Below are 24927 nucleotides of genomic sequence, written 5' to 3'. Positions count from 1 at the left end.
TCTATACGCTTTCTATAGCGGCCCTTGTTGTAACGGGTTCTAGCGTTTCATGTACCGCTCATAGGCTGCCTGCTGAATTTCCAGAGCTCTTTCAATTCCCATATCCTTCATCTGCTGAACATATTTATCGTAGTTGTCAACAGATTCAGTACCCAGAATAATTTTGAGCTCGGCTTCCTTCACAAGGGCGTTAATGTCGTTCATAATACTGCTCATTTCGTCGGCTTCCTCAGCGGTTGGTGTGATTGGCGGCAGCAGATGGCTTTCATGATTGGTTTTCTTCCAGATGCCGATAGATTCCGTGGTTTGCTTATATTTGGCCGGCAGATGGTTATCCTGCTGAATCATCGGGAAATTGGTTCCGTGCGAATATTTCATCATCACCTGGTCACTGCCTAGGCCTTCCGGATTTTTAACCACCAGATCGGTATATACAGGTTTGCCGTTCTCCAGAGTATACGTAGTGCCTTCAACGCCAAAAGTGTTCAGCATGCTTCCTTCCTCAGTGTAGGCATAATCCAGCCAGCGCATCGCTGCTTCGACATTCTTCGTTGTGGCAGAAATCGCGGCCGAGCTCGTACCGGCATAAGCATTATCCAGCTGTCCGAACTCGGGGAGTCCGCCTTTGGCTGCTGCAGGATATGGAGCCGCTACAAAGTTGGCATTCGGATCCGTCTCCTGTGCGGCTGCGTTGTATTTCTCAATGTAGAACTGCCAGCCGATTGTTGCCCCGCTCACATTGGAGGTCATCTTCTTGTCTACGGTTGCCGAATCAATCGAAGCAAAGTCCTTGTCGATCAGTCCTTCTTTATACCACTGGGCCATCGTTTTCAGATAATCCTTATATCCAGGCTCCAGGTAACCGTAGACTACTTTACCGTCATTCACATAGAAGTTCCCCATAACACCAAAGGCCCCGGCAAATCCTCCGGTCCGCTCACCGAGGAACATGGTACGGAAGGTTACAGGTGCGGCGGCATTTTTCTTTTCTTTAAAAGCGGTCAGCACCGTGTGCCATTCATCCATCGTTTCCGGAACACTCAGCTTCAGCTCATCCAGCCAATCCTTGCGGATAATCGGCCCGCCATAGACCCGCCCCGTTTCGGAGCGGATGAAAGGAAAGGCATAGTAGGTTCCATCATCGGTTTTGATCATTTTGTCGATTTCAGGATGCTCCGCGAGCGTCTTTTTCAAGTTGGGAGCATATTTGTCCATCAGATCATTCAGCTTCAGAATGTAGCCCTGCTCCACCGCTTTGTCCGGGCCGCCCGGATATTGCAACCAGGTATTCAGGAAGATATCCGGCAATTCACCGGAAGCCAGCAGCAGACTGAATTTCTGGTCTGTCATCGGCGTTCCGCCGAGCTGCTTGATTTTAATTCCTGTGCGCTTTTCGTATTCGTCGTCGACAGGCAACCGTTCGGGCGTACCTCCCAGTTGTTCGTTCATAAAGGTTAATTCGGTACCTCCCGGCATTGGATAAGAGAAATCTGCTGCTGGGGTTTCACTGGCAGGCGTGCCAGAAGCGCTTTCATTTGAGTTGTTGCTTGAATTGCTGCAGCCTGCTGTAAGCAGTGTGGCCCCTAAAAGAAGAAGAAGAAGCGATTTGTGGGCTTTTTTCTTTTGGATTAATTTCATCAGGATGACGACCTCCATTTAGTGTTATTTGACGACTTGATGCCCTTACAATGTAAGCCGATTCTTGTATACAAACAATGTTCAATATGCAAAATCCATCGATCAAAACGCAAAAAGGGGATAGGCCATTTGAGCTCCTACCCTCTTTTTACGCAAATTGAATATCCATTTCACTTATTGCAGATTCTTATAACGGCCCGGGGTGATGCCTTCATATTTTTTGAACACCCGAATGAATGCACTGCTGCTGGAGAAGCCGACACGGGCGGATATTTCCTCAATGGTTACTCCATCTTGCAGCAGCACTTTCGCCTCCGCTGTGCGGATCTGACTGATATAATCATGCAGCCCTTGTCCCGTCTGTTCCTTGAACAACTTGGAGACATACTGGGGAGTAATACCGAAATGCGCGCCAATCATGGACACACTGAGGTTAATATCTGCATAGTTGTCCTTAACATACGCCGAGACCTCTTCACCGATTCCGTTATTGGACATAAGAGTCAGCTTCTCATTCGCCATGCCGCAGGCTATTGCTGTCAGCTCCATCAGCTCCTGCCGAAATTCCCCCCGTGTGGTGCAGACCAGCAGACGTTTCATGGGACGCCATTCCTCCCACAGCTTCGAGCGCTGAGTCTCTTGCGGAACCGCCTTCATGATTGAGCTGCTCAAATCAATCATCGCATACCTCACCAGCTCTATAGAAACCTGGGAACCGAAAAACTGGGCCAGTATGTCATCCACCATCCCTGAAGCCTTCGCCAGCTCCCCGCTTTTAATCAGGTTGATGAAGACCACCTCATCATTAAGGGAGAGGTAATAGTCTGTCTGCTGTGGTTCAATATCGCCATACCAGACCGACACATTCTCTTCCAGCACCAGCCGGTACTCCTGAGCCTCCAGCGCTTGAAGATATCCCAGATGCAGACTGTTCAGTCCGGTGTGACGCTCGCTTCCGGCCATCACGATATGCAGACGGTATTTCTGCTTAATGAACTCCAGCATTTTGGCCAACGCTTCCTCAATATCCTCTTTCCAGCTGGCGGAACGCCCGGCTCCGATATTCATCACAGCGGCCAGCATGCCATCCATTTCCGTAAAGCTTAAGCCATGATGCTCACCGGTGAAGTCCTTCAGTATATTAGAAACGATAAAATTGGCAAGGCTGGGCGATGGCCCGTCTTCTCCGCAGCCCTGAATGTAGAACAGCAACACTGCAAAATCCTCTGATTCCCATTCGAAGTGATGCAGCCTTGCCGCTTCTTCAACAGTTAATCCATCTTCAATCTGCCCTTTGAGCAGGCGCGATAAATAATAGGTTTGCAGCACACGCAGCTGTCTGAATTGCCTGCTGTTACTATCATCTCTTTCCCGGATCGTAGCGAGTGCACTCTCTCTAATAAAGGCGAACTCATCCAGCACCCGCTGAGACTGCTCATCTGTGGCTCCTGAGAACATATTTACCAATTCACGGACAGGATTGTAGTTCTTGCGTGCATAATAAGAAATCACCCCGCCTCCCACAAAAAAACAGAGCAGCAGTCCGAACAGATTCAGGTTGCGAATCTCCCGCGCTTTTTCCCAGAATACACTTGATGGGAACACGCTTATATACCTCCAGTCGGTCGTGTCCGAATCGATGAAAGAAACCATGTTCTCCGTACCAGCGATATCCATAAAGGAAGTCCCTGCGCCCTTTTCGCCTTCGTCGGCAAAAGGCACACTCTGAAAATTGGCCAGACTATTACTCTGAAACAAAATTTGCTGATTCTTATCGACGATGTATACATCCCCGTTGTTGACCCAATCCACGTTTTTAAGCATATTTTGAATTTTGCTGCCGTTCAGCGGAAGGACGAGCGTCCCCCTTAGAACATTTTCCCCTCCGGCATTCGAGAAAGGCTTCATCAAGACAACATTCGTGCCCCAGCGTTTAAATTCAATTTGCGGAAGCAAGCCTTTCTCTCTATCGGCCTCTCCTTTGAGCATAGTCAGCCAATCCGCATAAGGCATTCCGATCATTTGGCGGTTAATTTCATAAAAAGTATTACTGTCCACATAAGTCTCATCCGTCAGCACTTTGTCCAAACGGCTGGAATACAGATAAATCCCGGTTACAAAGTCATTGGTCGATTTATATTTGCTTAGCTCCTGGCGGGCCTTATAGATTTGAAAAGACTGCGTTCTCTCATCCGGGAGCGTTAAATTCAGGTATTTGTTCACATCATTATGGATGGACAATTGCATCGCCATTTTCTCAGCCTGGTTCATTTCACTGTCGACAGTATTCTGCATTTGCTTCAGCATCGCATGGCCTGCCCGTTCAATCTCGTATTCGACGATCTGCTTCGTCTGAAGATATATGATAGCGCTAACAATAAGCGGAATTAGCATAATCACAGCATAGGAGACCATCCATTTATAGGCCACACTTTTGCTGAACATCAACTTCTTTTGTTGCTTCATATTCTGCACTCCCTTAAGGTGACTTCGCCTCTACCTTTGCTAGAATACAACTATAAGATATAAATCGCCTGAAGGGCAATCTACAATATGAACCGGATTGATCGTTTGAAAAAAAACCTCTTTATCCGCAAGCGGATCAGGGAGTAGTCTGGCACTCCCCGCCCTTTTGCTTCCAAAGAGGTTCGGGTAATTACACTACACGGAATACCGGCTGATCTTTCACGAAATGTACCGGCACATCCGGAAACTCTGCTGACAGCTGCTCTGCCAGATATTTCATACCGGGCGCCTCGCTCTCCGCGTGACCCAGCATAATCAATACCTTGTCCCGCCCCTGACGGGCAGCGTCTCTTATATACTCCGGCGTCTCCCATTCCGGTCCTTCCCCGGCGATGATCAAATCCAGAGATTCTTGATCAAATAATGGGATAACCGAGGAGCCGCCCCCCCGATAGCCGACCAGAATACCCACTTTCACACATGAAGTAGACCGATTGCCCGCAACACGCACATAAGGAATTTGCAGCTGCTTTTTCAAATATTCCGCAACTTCTTCAGCCTTCATAGCCGGGATGGTCAAAATAGACACAGACGGCCGGTGCTCGGTAACATATGTCTGCCAACCCAGCTCCCGGATAAGCCCTTCCACGATCCCGTCCGGTGTATATCGGTGCAGGTAATCATGAAACCGGTAAATCCCGAGGTTTGAACAGGCGATAAGCTCGGCTTTTTGTTGATAGACAGGGTCCTGCTCCAGTTCGTGTGCGTGAGGCTGGTGGCTGTAAAATACGCCTTCGTGCGTGATGATCAGGTTCGCTCCCAGCGCAATTGCCTGTTCAATGACAGACTGTGAGGCGGAAAAGGCCGTAACGATTCCCTGCACGCCAGTCTCCGGGTCTCCCGGCTCCAGCTTGTCTACGGTCTGTTCAAGCCTGGTGATTCCTTTGGTTAAGTGATCGATGATGTGTCCGAAGGTAAGTGTCATATTCCCTCCTGTATAAGTTGAACTTGAAATAATAAGTATAGGTAAGCAGGTCTATGAAGATGCTGGGTCTGAACGCGAAAGTACAATCATGCAGCAAATGCTCTATTGTGATCCACCCAGGACATCTGTGGCATCGCCCGAACCATGCTGGCTTCGGAAGCTAATACTGAAAATCGGAGCTGCATACGCCAACCGCCAGATCGCTTACTTCATCCTTAATGGGGGCTTACCGTCTACTGTGGCCCGAGTATCAGTATCCAAGTCCCTGTTCCCCTCTCAGTAAATGGTGCGTTGGCCGGTATCCTCAATACCGCTCTTACGGTAGAAATACGTATTGATCTGGTCACGCCATTCCTTGGCATGATTGACCTGTCCCTTCAGACGTTCCTCCACTTGCGAGTACAAATCCTCCCGGATGTTCCCCTTCAGGCTGCACCAGGAAGCCAGCAGCTCTGCCGCACGTTCCGCCCCTTCGAAGTGGGTATCATAGATATGCTGAATCACGGTTTTGCCGGAATGCAGCACATGGGTATACGGAACATGGTGGAAGAACAGCAGCAATTCGTCCGGGCATGTCTCCAGAGAATCATAACGTTCGCTATTCAAGCCTATATATTGGGCGCTGTAGCCCGTTCCGGTCCTCACGGTACGGTCTACACCGATCCCTTGGTGGTCCGCATAATGATAGGTGCCCCACTGCGAATATTCATAGCCGTCCACATTCGGCCCGTAATGATGTTCGGGATTAATCATCCAGCCTACGCCAAGCGGTGCCGTATAGGATTCATAGATCTCCCACGAATCCAGCAATATCCGGCTGACCACACTTGAAACGGCCGGATCTGTACCGAAGGTCAGGGAGATCCATTCACTGGCGATTTCCTCAGCCGTCAGCTCCGGATTCCAGGCCAGACGGCCGTATCCGTACAGATTCGCCTGAGCCAACAGGTGACCGGTCCAATTCCGGTCATTGCCTACATTGGACACCGCCGCAATCCCGCTATGACGGTTGCCCCACAGGGATCCGTCCACGATATGCTTCACCGGAGACGCTGCTCCTTGGGCATAGGTGTTGAATTCCAGGACCTCTTTCCACTGTGGAACCAGATAACAGACATGGCGCTGCTGTCCTGTATATTCCTGGGCAATCTGAAATTCGATGACCTGGTTTGTCCGCTCAAGTGCTCCAAACAATGGGGATACCGGCTCTCTGACCTGAAAATCCATCGGACCGTTCTTGATCTGCAGAATGACGTTATCCTTAAATTTGCCGTCAAGTGGTTTGAAATGGTCATAGGCCGCTCTGGCCCGGTCCGTCTTGCGGTCACGCCAGTCCTGCTTGCAGTTGTATACGAAGCAGCGCCAGATGACAATTCCGCCGAACGGTTCCAGCGCTTCAGCCAGCATGTTGGCGCCATCGGCATGGTCCCGGCCATAGGTGAACGGCCCCGGACGGTTTTCGGAATCGGCCTTCACCACAAATCCGCCAAAATCGGGAATCGCCGCGTACACCCCGGCTACTGTCTCCTGCCACCACTTGCGTACTCCAGGGTCCAGCGGATCAGCGGTGTCCACTTCCCCTTCATGCATCGGACCAGCAAAGTTCACGCTCAGGAACAGCTTGATGCCATATACTCTGAACTGATCAGCAATGCTTACAACCTCGGGCAGATACTTGGAGATAAACAGCGTTTCAAGCGCATGGACATTCACATTGTTGATGGCAATAGCATTGATTCCTGCAGAGGACATCAGCCGCGCATAATCACGGATTCGCTCCACATCGTTTGTAAAACGGTTGTTATCATAAAAAAAGGATCTTCCCGCATATCCCCGCTCCACGCTTCCGTCAAAATTATCCCAATGATTGATCATCCGCAGCCCATTTACCGGGTTAATAACTTCGTCCAGCCCTTCGATTTCCTCCAGGTTGCCGATCAGCCGCAGCAGATGAAATACTCCGTAGAGTACACCTGCCGGTGATGCGGCTCCAATGGCAATACAACCCTTTTCTTCGCTGGTGCGGATTGCAAAACCCTCAGGGCCCACCCTACGGATCGTTTCCTCCCCGAACATACTGCCAATCAGCGGATTCCCGCCCTGGAAAGTGCCGAGTACTACAGATAAACCCGTTGGAGCCTGTTCTCTCACTTTCACTGCCTGTATACCAAGCATGGATTCAATGCCTCTTTGCCATTCCCGGAGGGCAGCCTGAACCGTATCGTTCTCTTCAGTTGCCTGTACCGCCCCGCACCATTTCACATATTGATCCTGTAGACGCCCGGACGGCAAAGATGGATAACTCAACCAGGCATTGTAACCACCGTCAGCAATCATGCTGTTGATAGCCTTGGAATGATTCATACAAAGGGATTCTCCTTGATCTTGGTCAGCGACCGGCTGCCTGTGCCTTCAAGCAGCCACAGAATGGCCGTAACACCCCGCGGATAATATTTGCTGCCGCCGATAAGGCCGGAGAGAATCTGATCACTCCAGCACCAGTAAGACAGCTCCGGATGGAGCAGCCAGCGGACATGTGCCGCATCTGCTGCAATTCCGCGGACGTCCCAAGGCACATTCAGAATCTCGCGGGCGATGAACTGGGACAGATAGATTTTACTGAGCCAGGAATTATTGCTGGTCGAAGACAGCTTCCAGCCGCCATCCTCGAAAAGACAGACTCCCGGAACAAGTACGTTGTTCAAGTGAGTGTTCAGCGCATTCAGATAGCTTGCAAACCGGCCATTCCGGTCAAGCGCTTCTTCACAGCCTGTGAACAGCGGGAACACCAGTCCTTCGATCGCCGGAATAATACAGGACTCGTTGTCCTCATTGATGATGGCTGGAATGTACCCCTCACTGTTCAGCTTGGAAGCTATGGAACCAGCGCATTTGTCCGCCTGCTGTCCGGCAGACGCTGACAGTTCAGCCCATCCTTCTTGCTTGAAAAATTTCTCCAGGGCCACATAAGCCGCCCAGCACTTGCCTGCCATATAAATATTATTGCGGGATTGTCCCAGCGAGGTATCCAGACTGTCGTAAGTAGTAATTTCAGCCCCGCCCTGTGTGCGGTTGCTGTCCAGACCCATTAGGCCATTGCGCAAATGACTCTCAGGATGGTCACGGTTCAGCATGCTCTCGAAGCAGGCACGAAGCGTCGGCAGCATATTGCCGATGAATTCGCGGTCCTGGGTCTGTTCGATATAGACCAGAGCCGAGCACAGCCAGTTAACCAGCTCTTCATGGCTCATATACGAGAAGCAGTCATCCAGCCCTGCCATCTCATAAGCAGAATACTGCGGCCGCGAGAATACGTTGGCTACGCCGACATCGTGGGTAAATGTGATGCCTCCCGGATATTCCTCGGTTCCGCCAGGGAAGACAATCTTATCCTCATAGCTGTAGCGCTCCACGAACAATTCCAGTTCATTTCTGACCGTCCAGGGATTCATAACCAGTTCAAAAAACAGCTGATCCGCCGTCAGATCCAGTGTGTTCATCATCCGGTATTCGCCTTCGTTCACGATCCAAATGGGCTTCCCGTCTGCTTCCAGCAGCTGGGTGCTGCCATAATAGCTGTGAATCGCATGCGAGAGCATGAAGGACTGGTCTTCGGTAAGCCGGGCAGAACCGATCCAGTCATTGCCGGATTCACAGGAATCGATCAACTCGTCAAAATGCTCCAGTGCGTACCCTGCAACAGCTTCAATATTTCTAAAATAACGGGTATACGCATAGCTGGCATCTATTCCTGTTGTAACCAGCCCGCCCCGGTAAAAGCAGATAGCAAAGCGGTACGTCCGCTTCTCACCCGCAGGAACCTCCATCATAACCGCACCGGTTCCACCGAGCCCAAACGCAAGGTTATGCTCCAGCTTGGCTTCAAGTATTTTCTCCATGGTGAACCCGAGGGCAGTCTGCACCCCTGTATCCTTACAGGCAATGGCTGTCAACCGGCCTTGTCCGATGCCTTCGAATTCCCCGCCGCTGGTGTCACTGAGCCTGCGCATGGAGTTATAGGGATCGCTGCCTTCGTAACCGAAGAATCCTTTTCTCGCAAAGGTTCCCTGGGTATTATCCAGTGTCAGTTCAGCGAAAACGGCCGGAAGAATGGCTGCTTTCAGTTCCTCCTCATCTGCGGAAGCCGGATCCGGAACGGAGCGAACAGGCGAGTAGATGGTAAAAGTCAGATCCCCCGCCTTCCAGGTGTCTGATGCGGAACGCAGAGATCGGGTAATCGCCTGGTCTTCAAACGCTTTCAAAACAATCCGGGACGGCTGATACCAGCCGCTAGGCTTATCCTTGTCATGTCCTCCCGGCGGAGCAGGGAACACCTCCTGCAATTCCTTGGCGGTTTCGTCGGCCTTTTCGATATCATATCTGGCCCCTGCATCCTCCACATGCTCGAAAAAGGGCAGGACTTCATAGGTTTCACCATCTCCGGACTGGAATCCAACATACACATTCTGGTCAGCCGGCTTACCCAGCTCCAGTCCAAGTCCCCCATTCTTCCCCTTGAATCCCAAAGTGAAACTCGCAAAGGCTCCAATCGGTGAGTGCTGAACATTATAGAATACATTAGTTTTCGTCATAAAGACTCCTTTCTGGATCTTCAGTTTCATGTCTGCTTGCTTCATTGTATAGGTTCATCCTAACATGCCCCTCCGGGGTGAGAACATTGTCAAATCAAGCAAATATTTACCCAAATCAAGCTGGAGTCCTGCTATACTAATAGATACACTTTTGTTCACATATATAGTTTTGAAAGGAGAGGCTCCATGGTTTCAGCCTTTATTCCGCCTGTACTCGGGCACAGCATCAGCGAAACGATCATACCCGATGTGAAGACAACACTGAATTTATTCGGAATGCACCTGCGGAAGGTGCACGGCGAGTGGGCTTATCCCGTTCATGCGCATCCGCAATACGAATTTAATTATGTACTCGAAGGAGAACAGCTGCTTGTCGTCAATAATCATAGCTATATACAGAAGGCCGGGGATCTGGTCTTGTTGAGACCGGGCGATTCCCACTCTAGCAAAAGCGGCAATGGCAAACCCTTTACTTATTTCTGTATTCATTTTGATATCGACGACAAGATTCTGATCTCACTGTTAAGCCGGCTTGACCATGTTCTTTTCGAAGCTGGAAGTACCATCGCCCATAAATTAGGTCCCGTCTTCACCAGGCTGGTAGAGATCTCAGGTACCATCTCCGGAGATATCACGATGTCCCAGCGGATGAGGCTGCAGTCTGCGGTGTTTGACCTGTTCGGCCAGCTGTGGGAGGCCTTCTCCATCGAGGCCAATTTACCCGCTTCGGGCACTTATGAGAAGGTGGAGCTTGCCCATCAGATCCGCAGCCGCCTGCAGGGACTGGTCTATCAGCAATTTCAACTGGAGCTGCCTTACGACAGCCATTACGGTATAGATGATATTGCTGCAGAGCTGGGGATCAGCGCCTCTCACTGCTACCGTGTATTCCGGCAGGTGTTCGGGGTGTCGCCCAGAGAATTTCTGTCCGAACAAATGCTTCACGAGGCCAAGGTGCTCCTTGATGATTCAAGCTTGTCCGTGAGCCAAATCTCAGGCCTGCTGGGTTACCGCGATATTGCCCACTTCAGCCGCCAGTTCAAACGCTGGTACGGCAAATCACCGCGGGAGTACAGGGAAGAGTAAATAACAGCGGTAAAATAACGGCTGGCGGGAAGGATACTTATACTTAATCCCTGGAAATCTCCTTGTACTCGAAATAATCAAAATCCGCAGCTTGAAAGGTTCCGCTGAGGTCTTGAACGCACATTCCGATAAAAGTTCCCGTAAACCTGATATACGCCGGGAAATCATCGGACAAATGACATATATCCAGGCTTGGGCCGATCTTCTCCCAGCTTGTATTGCCTGCACTGTAATAAAACTGAGCGGACTCCCGTAGGATGATTACCTTCAGCCGGCAGCTTGTTCCAGGCAGCAAAGGAATCTGCGCACACACCGAATCATCGAAAACGCCGTCCATGGATCGGACGATGCCCAGACACTTGCCCAGTTCCTCATCATGGGTAATCCGCAGATACACGTAATCCTTCGTATCATAATAGATGATCAGACCGGCCATCTGCTGGAAATGCTCCGGCTCGAATTCCATCCCGGTTTCAGCACTGCAGCAAAAAGCCTGCTGGCGCATGGCAACCAGACTCTGGCGGTGCAGGGAGCTCATGGACTCTCTTCCCAACAAGCGCAGAAACCCTGGCCGTTCCCTGAGCGAGAGCCAGGATTCATCGGCAGGAACACGCAAGGTGCTCCAGCGGACATCCAGCACCGGCTTGTCAAAATCATCTCTCTCCGCAGGTGACGGAAAGGGCTGAGCGGGAATATCCGGGCCTTCCACTGTAAGGGAGGGCTGGTTCGTTCCATCCGCAAGGGCCAGCCATTCATCTTCTGTGAAGATACAGCGCTGAATCGCTGTCTCCCGGCCCAAATTGCAGTACTTCTCCTTGACCGGACGGCCGCACAAGTGAACCATATACCACTCATCTGTATGCGTATGGACCAGACAGGCATGCCCTGCCTTTTGAAGCTCCAGGTCCCTGTTGCCTGCTGAAGTCAGCACCGGATTGCGGGGACTGGTTTCATAGGGTCCTTCCATATTCCGTGACCGGGCAACTGTGACAGCATGGTTATACTGAGTGCCCCCCTCAGCCGTAATCAGGTAATACCAGCCGTCTTTCCGGTACAAATGCGGGCCTTCCGTCAACCCGAGCTCTGTACCCTTATAGATAGGAATTACCGGCCCGATCAGCCGATTCAGCACTGTCGAATACTCCTGTAAAACAATTCCGGCAAAGCTGTTCTTGTGCTTCCGGTGATCCCACAGCATATTGACCAGCCATTTACGCCCGTCCGTATCATGGAACAGGGACGGATCAAAGCCGCTGCTGTTCAGATAGACCGGCTCAGACCAGGGACCTTCGATATCCGGGGCGGTAACCAGATAATTGGGAGTATCCTTGAAGGCTCCCTGTCTGCTCTTGACGTCGGTATATATCAAGTAAAAGATTCCATTGTCGTAGCTAAGACACGGTGCCCATACTCCCCCAGAGTCCAAGTCTCCTTCCATATCCAGCTGCGATTTGCGGGTCAGCGCATGCGTGAGCACCCGCCAATTCACCAGATCACGGGAATGGTGAATACGCACACCGGGAAACCATTCAAATGTAGATGTGGCAATATAATAATCCTCCCCGGCTCTGCAGATAGACGGGTCCGGATGAAATCCGGGAAGAATCGGATTCTGAATCAGATTTCTGTTCATCATTTCCACCCCAATGCCTGCCGGCCTGCTTCGAGGGCGGCAATAATTTTATCGGTATCATACACACAGCCTTGCCAGGTTCCGCCACTGGCGGCCTGCAGTGCTGCCCACAGTCTGGTATCATCCGGCAACCCCGGATCGACAGCAAGGTACGGATGGGCGGTCCGGGAAGCCAGAATCTCCGCTCCTTCTTCCGGTGAGCCCGGCTTTTCGCCATCTCCTACTAGATTCACACTTCCTTCAAGCTTGATTGTATCGATTATGACCTCTACCCAGTCGCCATCCCGAAGTCTGCCAAGCGGTCCTCCCGCCAGCGCTTCCGGACCGATATGTCCGATGCATGCCCCCGTGGACACACCGGAAAAACGGGCGTCGGTGATCAGTGTAACGTGTTTGCCAAAGGGCAAGTGCTTCAGTGCGGATGTCAATTGGTAGGTCTCCTCCATTCCGGTTCCACTGGGACCGCGGCCAATGACGGCAAGAATATCCCCTGCGTGGATGAGTCCGTCCTTGATGCTCTTAATCGCGTCCTTTTCCGCAGTAAAGACCTTTACTCTCCCCACATGCCTGTATACGCCTTCACTGTTCAGAACCAAGGGATCAATAGCTGCAGATTTGATGACCGAGCCTTCTGGAGCCAGATTGCCTGTCGGAAAAGTCATTGTGGAGGCAAGTCCCTGCCGTGCAGCCTCCTGGGGACTCATAATAACAGTATCCGGATCAATGCCATCCGCCTCTCTCAAACGGCTTCGCATATCCTGGCGTCTCTGCGAGGTTTCCCACCAGTCCAGATTTTCTCCAAGCGTCCTTCCTGTAACCGTCCGAACCGAATCGTCAATCAGTCCCAGCCGGCGCAGATGGAGCATCACCTCAGGAACGCCTCCCGCGAGAAACACGCGGATCGTCGGATGCGGAACAGGTCCGTTCGGCAGCACACTGACCAGGCGCGGGGTCTTTCGGTTGACTTCATTCCAATCTTCAACGCTTGGAACGCGCAGCCCGGCGGCATGGGCGATGGCAGGCAAATGGAGCAGCAGATTGGTTGACCCTCCAAACGCCGCATGAACCACCATGGCATTGCTGATCGCCTGGTCTGTCAGAATATCCTTCATGACCATACCGCTATGCTCCATATGCAAAAGCGCACGGGCAGACTGGCGCCCCATATTCTTCCACACAGGCTGCCCCGAGGGGGCCAGCGCAGAATGTGGAACCGACATGCCGAGCGCCTCGGCAATTACCTGGGCCGTCGCGGCAGTCCCCAGAAACTGGCATCCGCCGCCGGGTGTTGCGCAGGCTCTGCATCCGAGGTCCGCCGCCTCTTCCAGGGACAGCTCTCCATTGCTGAATCTGGCTCCGATGCTTTGTACTTTACCGGCATCCTCCCCCTGAACAGGAGGCAAAGAGACTCCCCCGGGTACAATTATTCCGGGAAGATCACGCATACCTGCCAGCGCAAGCATCATCGCAGGCAGCCCTTTATCGCAGGTAGCTACCCCCAGTACCCCTTTTCGTGTAGGCAAAGAACGGATTAACCGGCGCAGGACCATCGCAGCATCGTTCCGGTACGGCAGGGAATCGAACATGCCCGACGTTCCCTGGGAACGGCCGTCGCAGGGATCGCTGACATAGCCCGCAAACGGAATCCCCTGATGTGCAGTAATCTCATGTGCGACTTCCTCCATCATCAGGCCAATTTCCCAGTGCCCGGTATGGTAGCCAAGAGCCAGTGGACTGCCATCCTCGCGCCGAATTCCCCCCATCGTGCCCAGGATGAGATATTGAGGCCGATTCAAGTGGAGCGGATTCCAGCCCATGCCCGAATTCTGGGTCATTCCGAATATTTCACCACTGGGGGCACTTCGCAGCATTTCACCCGTTATAGGGAGTCTGCCTGCCGGCCCTGCCGCAGCTGTATGTACAGGTGCTGTCTGTTCCGGTGCCTCACGCATGATCTGTTCCATGCTTATTTCCATTCTGAACCCTTCTTTCTTCTTGTTTGGATGTCCGGCATTAAGATAAAGACAACTTCTTTGCCAAAAGGATAACCGCTTCAGTGACAGCTTCCTGTTTATCGGCATAAGCATGTCGCAGCATGGAGGCGCTTACTGCTGCTGCCGCATTCCCGGAAGCATCAAGGATAGGCGCAGCTACACAGCAGATCCCTTGAATAATCTCTTCCTGATCTACGGAATATCCGCTGTTGCGGATTTCGGCCAATTCCCCCGTAAATTCATTCCAGTCTGTCAGGGTCTGTGGCGTGACCTGAGATAAGATCTTATCGGGGTACCGCTTGTCTAACTCATCCGGCGGCAGCAGCGCAAGCATCATCTTCCCCATTGCTGTCGCATGAGCGGGGAACCTCATCCCCGGGCTAGACTCCAGCTTCACCAGGGATGGCCCTTCCTGCTTGGCCAGATAGATAATCTCACTCCGGTCCAGTACTGACAGCTGAAAGGTTTCGCCAACAGCCTTAACACTCTCTGAGGAAGCCTTCAGAAAATGCTCCACCAGGTTGTAATTCTGCTTATGCGACTCATTGAACACTGTATTGAGATACGCGACACCTTCCCCGAGCGCATAGGCTTCCTTCTCATCCCGTTTCACCCATTTCAGAACTTCCATCGTCCGCAGCAAGGAAAACATCGAGCTTTTGTTGATGCCCGTTGCATCGCACAGATCGGTCATTTTACATTCCCCCGGCTTCAGGGAAATCGCATTCAGAATCAAATCGGCCCGTTCCAAAGCAGGAACCCAATATTTACGCTCCAACCTTCAATCCCCTCTCTATAAAACAACAATTGATAAACCCCATCAGGTTCAATATAATAACCTTGTGTTTATAGTATCAAACTTGGAGGCGGAATAAAATGAATATTATTCATGCAAATGCAGGCATTATCCCCCCTGTTCCCACCATATTGAATGAAATGCAGAAATTTGACCGTACTGGAATGCAGCTTTTGATTGACAGCTTGATCGACAAAGGTGTTCATGGCTTGTTCTTCCTGGGAACCGCCGGGGAGTTCAACCAATTTGATGCGGGGGAACGGGAGGAGATTGCGGAGTTTTGCATTAACTATACGGCAGGCCGCCTCCCGGTCTGGATTGGAACAGGCAGCAATACGACCTCCGAAGCCATCCGCCTCACCCGGCATGCTGACCGCAGCGGGGCTACCGGCGTTGTCGTTATCAATCCTTACTACTGCAAGCTAAGCGGGCAAAGTTTGTTTACACATTATGCCTCTATTGCCGAAGCCTCCGGGCTGCCTCTGATGCTGTACAATTTCCCGGCCCTTACCGGCCAGGATTTGAGTCCTGCCTTTGTCAGCCGGCTTGCGGCCCAATATTCCCACGTGGTTGGCATCAAGGAAACGGTGGACCAGCTAAGCCATATCCGGCAGATGATTCTGCAGGTTAAGGAAGTGAATCCGGCATTTGCTGTATTCTGCGGCTTTGATGAATATTTGCTGCCCACCCTTGCAGCAGGCGGAGCCGGGGCGATTGCAGCCAGTGCCAATTTTGCTCCGCAGCTTATGCTGGGCTTATATAAGAGCTTTCAGAATAATGATTTGTCAGCGGTGCTTGAATACCACCGGAGAGTGATTCAGATTCCACCGCTGTATACGCTGGATGATCCATTTATCCCGTCAATCAAAGAAGCAGTGCGTCTCTCGGGTGTTCCGGTTCCTGTCTTCAGCCATGCCCCGGCAACCCCATGGAACGAAGAGAAAGAACGGCAATTGAAACAAATCTTCAGCAACGCTGGGATTCCTTGGGGCTGATAGGATAGGGATTTTTAAGAGGAACCAACCGCCGGCGCTTCAACAACGGTATTTCTGCCGTTGTTGCGTTGTATACTGACCGCCGGCGCTTCAACAACGGTATTTCTGTCGTTGTTGCGGTCTATACTGACCGCCGGCGCTTCAACAACGGCATTTCTGCCGTTGTTGCGGTGTATACTGACCGCCGGCGCTTCAACAACGGCATTTCTACCGTTGTTGCGGTCTATACTGACCGCCGGCGCTTCAACAACGGCATTTCTGCCGTTGTTGCGGTGTATACTGATCGCCGGCGCTGCAACAACGGTATTTCTGCCGTTGTTGCAGCGCTGTGCGCATTTCGCCCGACTCCTCTGTGGGCACTTTGCGTGGTTTACTCACGATAAATCTATGATGATACGGACAGGAGATCCGATATTGGGGCGGATCAGCAGATCAACCGGAGAAGGTGATTTTTCGCAAAATAACATCTTCTCTGTCCGCTTCATTCTGCAGACAGGCCCGATTCCTCTTGCAACGCCTACAACTTATCCTCTGGAACCTCCAACTCATCCCCGAATTTTTGTCATGGCATAGTTTTCTCGTAAAGAAATAAAAAGAAAGATGAGGCAGACCGTTAAAATGGCCCACCTCATCTTTGGGAATTATAAAAGAACCCGCCCCGCAGCAACCCCACGATCAAACTCAGGTAGTCACCCGCTTGACCAGACTGAACTGCAGCTCCTGCTGCACGGACTCTGATTGGTTCAGCTTCCCAAGCAGCAGATAGAAAGCGTTCTGCGCCTGGGCGGCAATCGGGTTGTCAATAGAGGTAATCCCCAGCGTATGCGCGAGCTCCGTATTGTCAAAGCCGACAATCGCCAAGTCCTCCGGGACCCTGATCCGCTGCCTGCGTGCTTCATTCAACAGACCGGCCGCCACCAGATCGTTGGCGCACAGCACAGCATCCGGACGTTCTCCCCCGCCAAGCAGCAATTCCCGGACCACCCGCTCCCCATCGCGGATCGAATAGATGCCGGTAAGCGACCATTCGTGCCGTATAGGAAGATGGTGCTTGTTCATCATCTCCTCATACGCCTCCAGCCGGCTGAGCGTATTCATACTGCTAGGCCGGCCAAGCGCATTAGCAATACGGGTGCACCCTTGTTCAATGACATGCTCCACACCCAGCTTGTACCCGTCATATTGGTTCATGGCGACCGAGAAAATCTCCGGAAGCTCCATCCGCTGCCAGGAGACAATCGGGCCGTATTTGCAATAAGAGCCTAACAGGGCATGATCGTTGACACAGGTGATAATGACCAGCGCATCCACTCTTTTTCTCCGCAGATCCTCAAAGGCCTTCAGTTCTTGCTTCGCATCTCCGCCCGAGGTATAGACAATGGTCTGATACCCGTTCTGGCTCGCCGTCTCCACAAAGCTGTTCAGAAAAGGCAGCATGACTTCGTTGATCCCCTCCGCACACATGCCGATCTGCAGGGTTCGCCCTTTCGACAAGGAGATGGCATTGCCGTTTGGAACGTAATCCAGCTGCTTCATAATGGCCAGAATGGTATCCCTTGTCTCCGGACTGACATGAGGGGAGTTATTCAGAACCCTGGAGACTGTTGCTTTGGAGAAGCCTGCCAGCTTCGCAATTTGATCCAGATTCGACATGATCTATCTCCTTACACCCATAATCTATTCAAAATAACACTTGACATGTAACGCGTTACAACGGTTAGCATTCAACCTGAAGGAAACAATATTAGCTTACCATAAATCATCCAATACCCTATCAAAGGCGGGATCTCAAATGAGTGTACAATTTCCGGACGGATTTCTGTGGGGCGGCTCCGTAGCCGCGAACCAGTGTGAAGGTGCGTATCAAGAAGACGGCAAAGGCTGGTCCACCCAGGATGTGGCTCCGCAAGGCATCAAAGGACCGGTTACGAAGGTGCCGACCGAAGATAACTTGAAGCTCACCGGCATAGATTTCTACCACCGGTATAAGGAAGACATCCGGCTTTTTGCCGAAATGGGCTTCAAGGTGTTCCGCACCTCCATTGCCTGGTCACGGATCTTTCCGAATGGTGATGAAACCGAGCCGAATGAACAGGGGCTGCAATTCTATGACGACCTGTTCGACGAACTCCATAAATACGGCATCGAACCGCTGGTCACCCTCTCCCATTATGAAACACCGCTGCATCTGTCCAAGCAATATGACGGCTGGGTCAACCGCAAGCTGGTAGGATTTTATGAGCGTTATGCAAGAACCGTGTTCACCCGTTACAAGGATAAAGTGAAGTATTGGCTGACCTTCAACGAGATCAACTCGATTCTGGAAGAGCCGTTCATGAGCGGCGGGATCTATACCCCGAAGAAGGAGCTTAGCAAGCAGGACCTCTACCAGGCTATTCATCACGAATTCGTTGCCAGTGCCCTGGCGGTAAAGATTGGTCATGAGATTAATCCAGAGGCCAAAATCGGCTGTATGGTGCTTAGTATGCCGACCTATCCGCTTACACCGAATCCGGATGATGTGATTGCTGTTATGGAAGCCGAGCACAAGAACTATTTCTTTGCCGATGTACATGCACGGGGCATCTATCCAGGCTATATGAGACGTTTCTTCAGAGAAAATGGCATTGCAATTCATATGGAGCCGGGAGATGCCGATATTCTGAAGCACACGGTGGATTTCATCTCCTTCAGCTATTACGTGAGCCTCTGCGAAACCGCGGATAGCAGCAAACGGGCGGAATTGGAAGGCAATCTGTTCAGCGGTGTGGCCAATCCATATCTGAAGGCCAGTGAATGGGGCTGGCAGATTGATCCGCAGGGTCTGCGCTATGTCATGAATATGTTCCATGACCGGTATCAAAAGCCGTTGTTTGTTGTAGAGAATGGACTGGGCGCCGTGGACAAGCTGGTTACGGGTGAAGATGGCGTACCTACGGTCGAGGATGATTACCGGATTCAATATTTGAACGATCACCTGGTTCAGGTAGGTGAAGCCATTGAAGATGGCATTGAAGTCATGGGATATACATCGTGGGGCTGCATTGACCTGGTCAGTGCTTCTACTGCCCAGATGAGCAAGCGATACGGGTTCATATATGTTGACCGTCACGATGATGGCTCAGGCACCCTGGAGCGATACCGCAAGAAATCCTTCCACTGGTATAAGGAGGTCATCGCCACAAATGGTCAAAGCCTAAAGCGCAGCAACTAAGCAGTATACAGAAATTTTAGAAACAGGACAACGGGAAAAGATAACCGTTGTCCTGTTTTTTTACATAAAGATCATAACTGAGGACAATAAAAACATAAATGGTTACATATATTGGGATTGCAATTCACGTTATACTTTCGTGTAAGCGTTATCAACTATAAAGGTGGAGGTGTTATTTTCTTGTATGCCCGTATCATTACCCTGATGAACAATCTGCGGCTCAGAACCAAGCTATTCTTATCCTTTGGCTGTGTCGCGCTGGTTCCGGTATTGATTGTGGGGGTGTTCCTGACAAGTGAGCTGCGGAATATGGCGATGGGCAATGCCCTGAAACAGATTACAGCCAATGTAGACCGGGTGAAGAAACGGACCGGTGAAATGCTGAATGTCCCCCTCGACATCGCTTACCGTCTGTCCAATGACAGCCGCTTGGAGGAGGCCGCTAACCACCGGTACGTGTCGGTATACGATGTGGTGCAAGCCTACTGGAACTACCCCGATTTTCGTGAATTCGTCCGGCTGTACCGTGAAATCTCCAGTATCCGCCTGTATATCGACAACCCGACGGTTCTGGACAACTGGGAGTTTCTGCAGGCGGATGAGCAGGTCACACAGGAGCCCTGGTACCAAATCGCGATGGCCCAGAAGGGGCTCGTCTGCTGGAACTATATTCTCGACACCCGTGACGGCCAAAATTATCTCAGCCTGATCCGCAAGGTTGATTTTTTTAAGCAGCGGACCTCCGGGGTTCTGGTTGTGAACGTAAATACGGACAAACTTAACAGCATCCTGAACCAGGAATCTTTTGAAACCCTCATTGTAGATGAGAACGATCATATTGTAGCTTCCAACCGCACAGATACCCTCGGCAAAACACTGAGTGATATTGACTTCAAGGCCGTATCCGCTGCCGGACAAGGGCCCTATGATGTATCGATTGACGGCAAGCCTTTCAAAATGCTGATTGATGACTGGCAGCCCGGAGGAAGCCTGAACAGCCTGCGGATCATCTCGATCTTCTCCGTGGAAAGTATTGTCGGGGAGCCCAACCGGATTATTTCTCTGGCTTCTTCGGTGATTATCTCCGCACTAATTATGGCCGTTCTGCTGATCTATTATTTCTCGCGGCTGCTCACGGGACGGATGCTGCATCTAAGCAAGCATATTTCCAAAGTCGGGTCCGGCAATCTGGGGGCCACCCTTGTCATTGACGGTAAAGATGAAATCGGCCAGCTTGCCAGACAGTTCAATCATATGGTGCGGAACATTAACGACCTGATGCATGAGGTTCAGGAATCCAACCGGCAAAGAAATGCCACCCTGCTGAAGCAGAACGAGATCAAATTCAAAATGATGGCCAGCCAGATCAACCCCCATTTTCTGTTCAATGCCCTGGAATCCATCCGGATGAAGGCTCATGTCAGGGGACAGGCTGATATTTCGCAGGTTGTGCGGCTGCTGGGGAAAATGATGCGCAAGAATCTGGAGGTCGGCAACGGGATGATCAGCCTGCAAAGCGAGCTGGAAACCGTGAGCTGCTATCTGGTTATCCAGAAATTCCGCTATGATGACAGGCTCGCTTATGAGCTTCACGTAGATCCCAACGCAAACCTTGTGCAGATTCCCCCGCTTATTATTCAGCCGCTGGTGGAGAACTGCGTAGTCCACGGGCTGGAAGATCAGATCGACGGCGGCATGGTCCGGGTGGATATCCGTATTGAAGACGGGCAGCTCAAAGTCCAGGTCTCCGACAATGGAACCGGCATTTCCAAAGAGCGGATGCAAGAAATCCGGGAGATGCTGGAGGACAAGGATGACTATGAAACCAATAATATCGGGATGCGCAATATTCATTTGCGGCTCAAGCTGACCTACGGCCCGGAATACGGGCTGACCCTGGCAAGCCAGAACGGCTTCGGCACGCAGATCAGCTTTGCAATTCCCCTGAGGAGTGATTCCTATGTATAGTGTGCTGATTGTGGATGATGAGCTGGCGATCCGTGAGGGACTTGCGGCACTGCTGGATTGGGAGAGTCTGGGCTATCAGGTCGTTGATACTGCAGCGAACGCCATAGAAGCGAAGCATAAATATGAGCTCTACTCCCCGGATCTGATGATTGTCGATATCCGGATGCCCGGCAGAGACGGCCTGGAGCTTATTCAAGAGCTGAGGGCAGATGACCCGGAGATGCACATTATCATCCTCAGCGGGTATGCGGATTTCAGCTATGCCAAGCGTGCGATGAGTTTCGGGATTGACAATTACCTGCTGAAGCCGGTGGACGAGGATGAACTGCATCGTTATCTGTCCAGTCTGTCCGCAGAGCTTGCTGCACGGGTCTTCCACCGGAAGAAACATGCCGCCGTCAAAATATGGAGCCGGGAAATGCTGGTCCAGTCCCTGCTGATGGAGAACACCCCGCAGGCCTCGTCCTCCATGGATGCATCGGTGCAGGAATCCGGCCTGCTCTGGGATTCCTATCAGGTCGTCCTGATCCGGCTGCTGCTACAGGACCATGCGGACAACGGCCCTTCAACAGCTGTCAAGACGAGGCTTGCGTCCAGCTTCGAAGAACAGGAGTGGGGCATTGTCTTCTCACTGGACTCTTATTTAGGTGTTTTGCTGCAGCCTTCATTTCAGAAGGAGCTTGTGCGCAAACTGATGGTCCAGAATATTCAGGAAGCTGTAACCGCCCAAGGGCTCGATTGTATCATAGCCGCGGGTGATATGGTGGACACGCTGCAGGAAGTCCCCCACTCCCACCAATCAGCGCTGGCCCGGATGAAGGAGCATTTTTTCTACGATGAGCCGGGGATGATCGGACCGGATTCCCTTAAGCTCAAGCAAGGGCTGCCGGTAAGCAGCGAGGAAGTGGAATCCGGCCTCACCGCTGTGATGGAACGGCTGTTTTTTGCCATGGATACCGGGAGCCGGGAGGTCCTATCCTCTCTGATCGGGGAAGCCGGAGAGCTGATGATCGCCGCCGGTTATTCTGAAATGGCAATCAAATCGCGTTATGTTCGCCTGGTCACCTATCTGATCAACAAGCTCTCACTCCATTACAGGGAGCTGGACCAGCTGCATAGCGGAATGGATGAGCAAATTGAGCAAATCTACAAGCACACCTCCCTATCCAGGCTGCAAGCCCATGTCATACATCTTCTGGAGCAGTATGCAGGCGGAATAGACCGTGACGATATGGAAGTCTTAATGAAAAGGATGCTGGATCTGATCCACCGCCATTCCCACGAGAATCTGAAGCTGGATACACTGGCCGAAGTGTTCACTTACAGCAGCGCCTATCTGGGCAAGCTTTTCAAGAACAGCACGGGCCTCTCCTTCAACAGCTATCTGGACAAAGTCCGCATCGAAAAAGCCAAGGAACTGCTGGACCAGGGCTGCAAAATCCATCAGGCGGCAAGCGAAGTCGGCTTCAGCGATGTGGATTATTTCCGGGAAAAGTTCAAGAAGGTTGAGGGCATTTCCCCCTCCGAATATCGCAGAAAAGGCTCCGTATGAATACTTTGTTTTTTCAGAAAGCGCTTACGAAAAAAGCGGATTCCTCCCGGTTTTTTAAATCAAATGTTCGGGTGTTTCCCGGATTCCCCGTAGATTATGATAAGGCCATATCGAAGGAGGGACATAAATGAAAGCGATTACCGCTAAAGTCGAGCCGGTGCCAAAGAAGCCTGCCTCACGTTTTTGGCCAAAGTTCCTGCAGCAGAAATACCTCTATATGATGTCTATTCCGTTTGTACTGTGGGCATTTGTCTTCAACTATCTGCCTTTGTGGGGATGGACGATGGCCTTTCAGAAATACAAGCCGGGCAAATCCTTTTTCGAGCAGAAATGGGTCGGGTTAAAGTACTTCAAAGAGCTGTTCCAGGATGAACAGTTCTTCAATGCACTCCGTAACACACTAGCGATGAGCCTTATGGGTCTGCTGGCCGGATTCATTATTCCCATTATTTTCGCCGTTCTCCTGAACGAGGTGCGGCTGATGTTTCTGAAGCGTTTTGTACAGACAGTCTCCTACCTGCCTCACTTCGTGTCCTGGGTGGTTGCTGCCGGGATTATTACCAAAATGCTCTCTACTGACAACGGTGCGGTGAACGATCTGCTGATGAGTCTGCATCTGATCAGCGAACCCATTCAATTCATGGCCAAAGGCAATCTGTTCTGGGGCATTGTCACCGCTTCTGATGTCTGGAAGGAAACCGGCTGGAACACGATCATCTATCTCGCAGCCATATCCGGCATCGGTCCGGAGCTGTATGAAGCAGCCAGAGTAGATGGTGCAAGCCGGCTGCAGCAAGTGCGGAACATTACACTACCGGGGATCCGGACGACGATTGTGATCCTGCTGATCATTTCCATCGGCCACTTAATCAGTATCGGGTTCGAGAAGCAATTCCTGCTGGGCAACAATCTGGTGCGCGATTATTCCCAGACGCTGGACCTGTACGCACTGAACTACGGGCTTGGGATGGGGCGTTTCTCCTTCGGTACAGCCATCAATATCTTCAACTCTGTGGTGAGTGTGATTCTGCTGTTTGTCGCGAACGGGATTTTCAAAAAAATAACCAAGGAAAGCATCATATAGGAGGCCCTTTATGCTGAATAACAGACTGGCCGCCGCGTCCTGGTCAGACCGCATCTTCGATTTGGTAGTCTATATTGCGATTACTGTGGTGACCATCGCCACGTTATACCCTTTTCTGAATGTGCTGGCGATTTCTTTTAACGACTCTACGGACAGCATCAAAGGCGGGATTACTGTCTTTCCCCGCGTGTTTACCTTCAAGAACTATGAGACGATCTTTGCCTATTCCGGGCTGATGACCGGACTCAAGATTTCTGTTCTGCGTACGATTATCGGGACGATCCTAGGGCTGATCAGTGCCTCCATGCTGGCCTTTACCCTGAGCCGGGTAGACTTTCAAGGCCGCAAATTCGTCTCCACCTTTCTGGCGCTGACGATGTACGTCTCGGGCGGACTCATCCCCTTCTACATTCTGATCAAAAACCTGCATATGATGGGGACCTTCGGCGTATATGTCCTCCCCAGTCTTGTCAGCGCATTCAATGTATTCGTCATCCGTTCCTTCATTGACGGCCTGCCTTACGCCCTGCAGGAATCCGCCAAGCTGGACGGAGCCAATGACTTCACGATTTATTGGAGGGTAATCCTCCCTTTGACCAAGCCTGCGCTGGCAACCATCGCCTTGTTCCTGGCCGTCGGCCAGTGGAATGCCTGGTTCGATACCTATCTCTATAACGGTTCCAAGGAGGGGCTGACCACCCTGCAGTTCGAGCTCATGAAGGTTATCCAGAGTACGACAACCAACGCCGATAACTTCCGCGGCCGCAATATGACCGAGGTGATGGCGCAAATTTCCCCCGAATCCGTCAAAATGGCGATCACGATCGTGGTTACCGTTCCAATCCTGGTCGTCTATCCGTTTCTGCAGCGCTACTTCGTCAAGGGTATGACGCTGGGTTCAGTAAAAAGCTAGTCCGCTTGCGG

At 51.5% G+C, this 24927-nt stretch carries 17 protein-coding genes; 8 read left to right on the top strand and 9 right to left on the bottom strand.

From position 1 onward, the window contains the following. Window positions 1-39: 39 nt before the first annotated feature. From A3849_RS27905 to A3849_RS27885, 5 genes are all read right to left on the bottom strand, one after another. Window positions 40-1638 carry an extracellular solute-binding protein gene (locus A3849_RS27905; protein ID WP_074114335.1) on the bottom strand — a complete coding sequence of 533 codons (1599 nt, stop codon included), beginning with the start codon at window positions 1636-1638 and terminating at the stop codon, window positions 40-42. A 174-nt stretch (window positions 1639-1812) separates the two neighbouring features. Further along, on the bottom strand, window positions 1813-4104 hold the full coding sequence (locus tag A3849_RS27900; protein ID WP_074114334.1) for an AraC family transcriptional regulator: 2292 nt from the start codon (window positions 4102-4104) through the stop codon (window positions 1813-1815). A gap of 190 nt (window positions 4105-4294) precedes the next feature. Then, the gene (locus A3849_RS27895) at window positions 4295-5089 is read right to left on the bottom strand and encodes a Nif3-like dinuclear metal center hexameric protein (protein ID WP_074114333.1); all 795 of its coding nucleotides are present in this window, start codon (window positions 5087-5089) and stop codon (window positions 4295-4297) included. A gap of 276 nt (window positions 5090-5365) precedes the next feature. After that, window positions 5366-7453, bottom strand: a complete 2088-nt coding sequence (locus A3849_RS27890; protein ID WP_074114332.1) for an alpha-glucuronidase family glycosyl hydrolase — start codon at window positions 7451-7453, stop codon at window positions 5366-5368. Then, complete coding sequence (locus tag A3849_RS27885) at window positions 7450-9681, bottom strand: glycoside hydrolase family 52 protein (protein ID WP_074114363.1); 2232 nt, start codon at window positions 9679-9681, stop codon at window positions 7450-7452. Before A3849_RS27885 ends, A3849_RS27890 begins: the two co-directional genes overlap by 4 nt. 186 nt (window positions 9682-9867) lie before the next feature. On the opposite strand from A3849_RS27885, the gene A3849_RS27880 reads away from it, so the two are divergent. Next, window positions 9868-10767 (top strand): AraC family transcriptional regulator, encoded by a 900-nt coding sequence (locus tag A3849_RS27880; protein ID WP_074114331.1) that lies wholly within the window; start codon window positions 9868-9870, stop codon window positions 10765-10767. A gap of 43 nt (window positions 10768-10810) precedes the next feature. Here A3849_RS27880 and A3849_RS27875 read toward each other — a convergent pair whose 3' ends face one another. Genes A3849_RS27875 through A3849_RS27865 form a run of 3 tightly spaced genes read right to left on the bottom strand, consistent with a single transcriptional unit; the run spans window position 10811 to window position 15172 of the window. Further along, entirely contained in the window at window positions 10811-12400 is a 1590-nt protein-coding gene (locus tag A3849_RS27875) for a glycoside hydrolase family 43 protein (RefSeq protein ID WP_074114330.1), read from the bottom strand. After that, on the bottom strand, window positions 12400-14376 hold the full coding sequence (locus A3849_RS27870; protein WP_083613696.1) for a YjhG/YagF family D-xylonate dehydratase: 1977 nt from the start codon (window positions 14374-14376) through the stop codon (window positions 12400-12402). Before A3849_RS27870 ends, A3849_RS27875 begins: the two co-directional genes overlap by 1 nt. Window positions 14377-14413: 37 nt before the next feature. After that, window positions 14414-15172, bottom strand: a complete 759-nt coding sequence (locus A3849_RS27865) for an IclR family transcriptional regulator (RefSeq protein WP_074114329.1) — start codon at window positions 15170-15172, stop codon at window positions 14414-14416. Between the two features lie 98 nt (window positions 15173-15270). On the opposite strand from A3849_RS27865, the gene A3849_RS27860 reads away from it, so the two are divergent. Together A3849_RS27860 and A3849_RS33160 are read left to right on the top strand one after the other, a co-directional pair. Beyond that, window positions 15271-16185, top strand: coding sequence for a dihydrodipicolinate synthase family protein (locus tag A3849_RS27860; protein WP_074114328.1), 915 nt, complete (start codon window positions 15271-15273; stop codon window positions 16183-16185). Between the two features lie 68 nt (window positions 16186-16253). Beyond that, window positions 16254-16568 carry a hypothetical protein gene (locus A3849_RS33160; protein ID WP_178382819.1) on the top strand — a complete coding sequence of 105 codons (315 nt, stop codon included), beginning with the start codon at window positions 16254-16256 and terminating at the stop codon, window positions 16566-16568. 298 nt (window positions 16569-16866) lie between these two features. On the opposite strand, the gene A3849_RS27850 is transcribed toward A3849_RS33160, so the two are convergent. Next, on the bottom strand, window positions 16867-17838 hold the full coding sequence (locus A3849_RS27850; protein WP_074114327.1) for a LacI family DNA-binding transcriptional regulator: 972 nt from the start codon (window positions 17836-17838) through the stop codon (window positions 16867-16869). A gap of 139 nt (window positions 17839-17977) precedes the next feature. Here A3849_RS27850 and A3849_RS27845 point away from each other — a divergent pair, with 139 nt between their 5' ends. The 5 genes from A3849_RS27845 (at window position 17978) to A3849_RS27825 (ending at window position 24916) form a co-directional block, all read left to right on the top strand. Further along, window positions 17978-19399, top strand: coding sequence for a glycoside hydrolase family 1 protein (locus A3849_RS27845; protein ID WP_074114326.1), 1422 nt, complete (start codon window positions 17978-17980; stop codon window positions 19397-19399). Between the two features lie 180 nt (window positions 19400-19579). Beyond that, complete coding sequence (locus A3849_RS27840; protein WP_074114325.1) at window positions 19580-21367, top strand: sensor histidine kinase; 1788 nt, start codon at window positions 19580-19582, stop codon at window positions 21365-21367. Beyond that, on the top strand, window positions 21360-22919 hold the full coding sequence (locus A3849_RS27835) for a response regulator transcription factor (protein ID WP_074114324.1): 1560 nt from the start codon (window positions 21360-21362) through the stop codon (window positions 22917-22919). Before A3849_RS27840 ends, A3849_RS27835 begins: the two co-directional genes overlap by 8 nt. A gap of 127 nt (window positions 22920-23046) precedes the next feature. Next, entirely contained in the window at window positions 23047-24003 is a 957-nt protein-coding gene (locus tag A3849_RS27830) for an ABC transporter permease (RefSeq protein ID WP_074114323.1), read from the top strand. Window positions 24004-24013: 10 nt separating this feature from the next. Further along, a complete protein-coding gene (locus A3849_RS27825; RefSeq protein ID WP_074114322.1) occupies window positions 24014-24916 on the top strand; it encodes a carbohydrate ABC transporter permease in 903 nt (300 codons plus the stop codon). Window positions 24917-24927: the final 11 nt, after the last annotated feature.

It is taken from the genome of Paenibacillus sp. P46E (assembly GCF_001909095.1).
Classification (GTDB): Bacteria; Bacillota; Bacilli; order Paenibacillales; family Paenibacillaceae; genus Paenibacillus_AQ; species Paenibacillus_AQ helianthi.
The sequence above is the reverse complement of the archived record's forward strand: the minus strand, read 5'-3'. Positions and strand labels throughout refer to the sequence as shown.

What these genes read in the sequence shown, in the direction of transcription:
- A3849_RS27885 (WP_074114363.1), bottom strand. Translation starts at nt 9,681, where the DNA reads ATGACGAAAACTAATGTATTCTATAATGTTCAGCACTCACCGATTGGA.
- A3849_RS27870 (WP_083613696.1), bottom strand. Translation starts at nt 14,376, where the DNA reads ATGGAAATAAGCATGGAACAGATCATGCGTGAGGCACCGGAACAGACA.
- A3849_RS27895 (WP_074114333.1), bottom strand. Translation starts at nt 5,089, where the DNA reads ATGACACTTACCTTCGGACACATCATCGATCACTTAACCAAAGGAATC.
- A3849_RS27835 (WP_074114324.1), top strand. Translation starts at nt 21,360, where the DNA reads ATGTATAGTGTGCTGATTGTGGATGATGAGCTGGCGATCCGTGAGGGA.
- A3849_RS27880 (WP_074114331.1), top strand. Translation starts at nt 9,868, where the DNA reads ATGGTTTCAGCCTTTATTCCGCCTGTACTCGGGCACAGCATCAGCGAA.
- A3849_RS27860 (WP_074114328.1), top strand. Translation starts at nt 15,271, where the DNA reads ATGAATATTATTCATGCAAATGCAGGCATTATCCCCCCTGTTCCCACC.
- A3849_RS27890 (WP_074114332.1), bottom strand. Translation starts at nt 7,453, where the DNA reads ATGAATCATTCCAAGGCTATCAACAGCATGATTGCTGACGGTGGTTAC.
- A3849_RS27850 (WP_074114327.1), bottom strand. Translation starts at nt 17,838, where the DNA reads ATGTCGAATCTGGATCAAATTGCGAAGCTGGCAGGCTTCTCCAAAGCA.
- A3849_RS27845 (WP_074114326.1), top strand. Translation starts at nt 17,978, where the DNA reads ATGAGTGTACAATTTCCGGACGGATTTCTGTGGGGCGGCTCCGTAGCC.
- A3849_RS27825 (WP_074114322.1), top strand. Translation starts at nt 24,014, where the DNA reads ATGCTGAATAACAGACTGGCCGCCGCGTCCTGGTCAGACCGCATCTTC.
- A3849_RS27875 (WP_074114330.1), bottom strand. Translation starts at nt 12,400, where the DNA reads ATGAACAGAAATCTGATTCAGAATCCGATTCTTCCCGGATTTCATCCG.
- A3849_RS27905 (WP_074114335.1), bottom strand. Translation starts at nt 1,638, where the DNA reads ATGAAATTAATCCAAAAGAAAAAAGCCCACAAATCGCTTCTTCTTCTT.
- A3849_RS27830 (WP_074114323.1), top strand. Translation starts at nt 23,047, where the DNA reads ATGAAAGCGATTACCGCTAAAGTCGAGCCGGTGCCAAAGAAGCCTGCC.
- A3849_RS27900 (WP_074114334.1), bottom strand. Translation starts at nt 4,104, where the DNA reads ATGAAGCAACAAAAGAAGTTGATGTTCAGCAAAAGTGTGGCCTATAAA.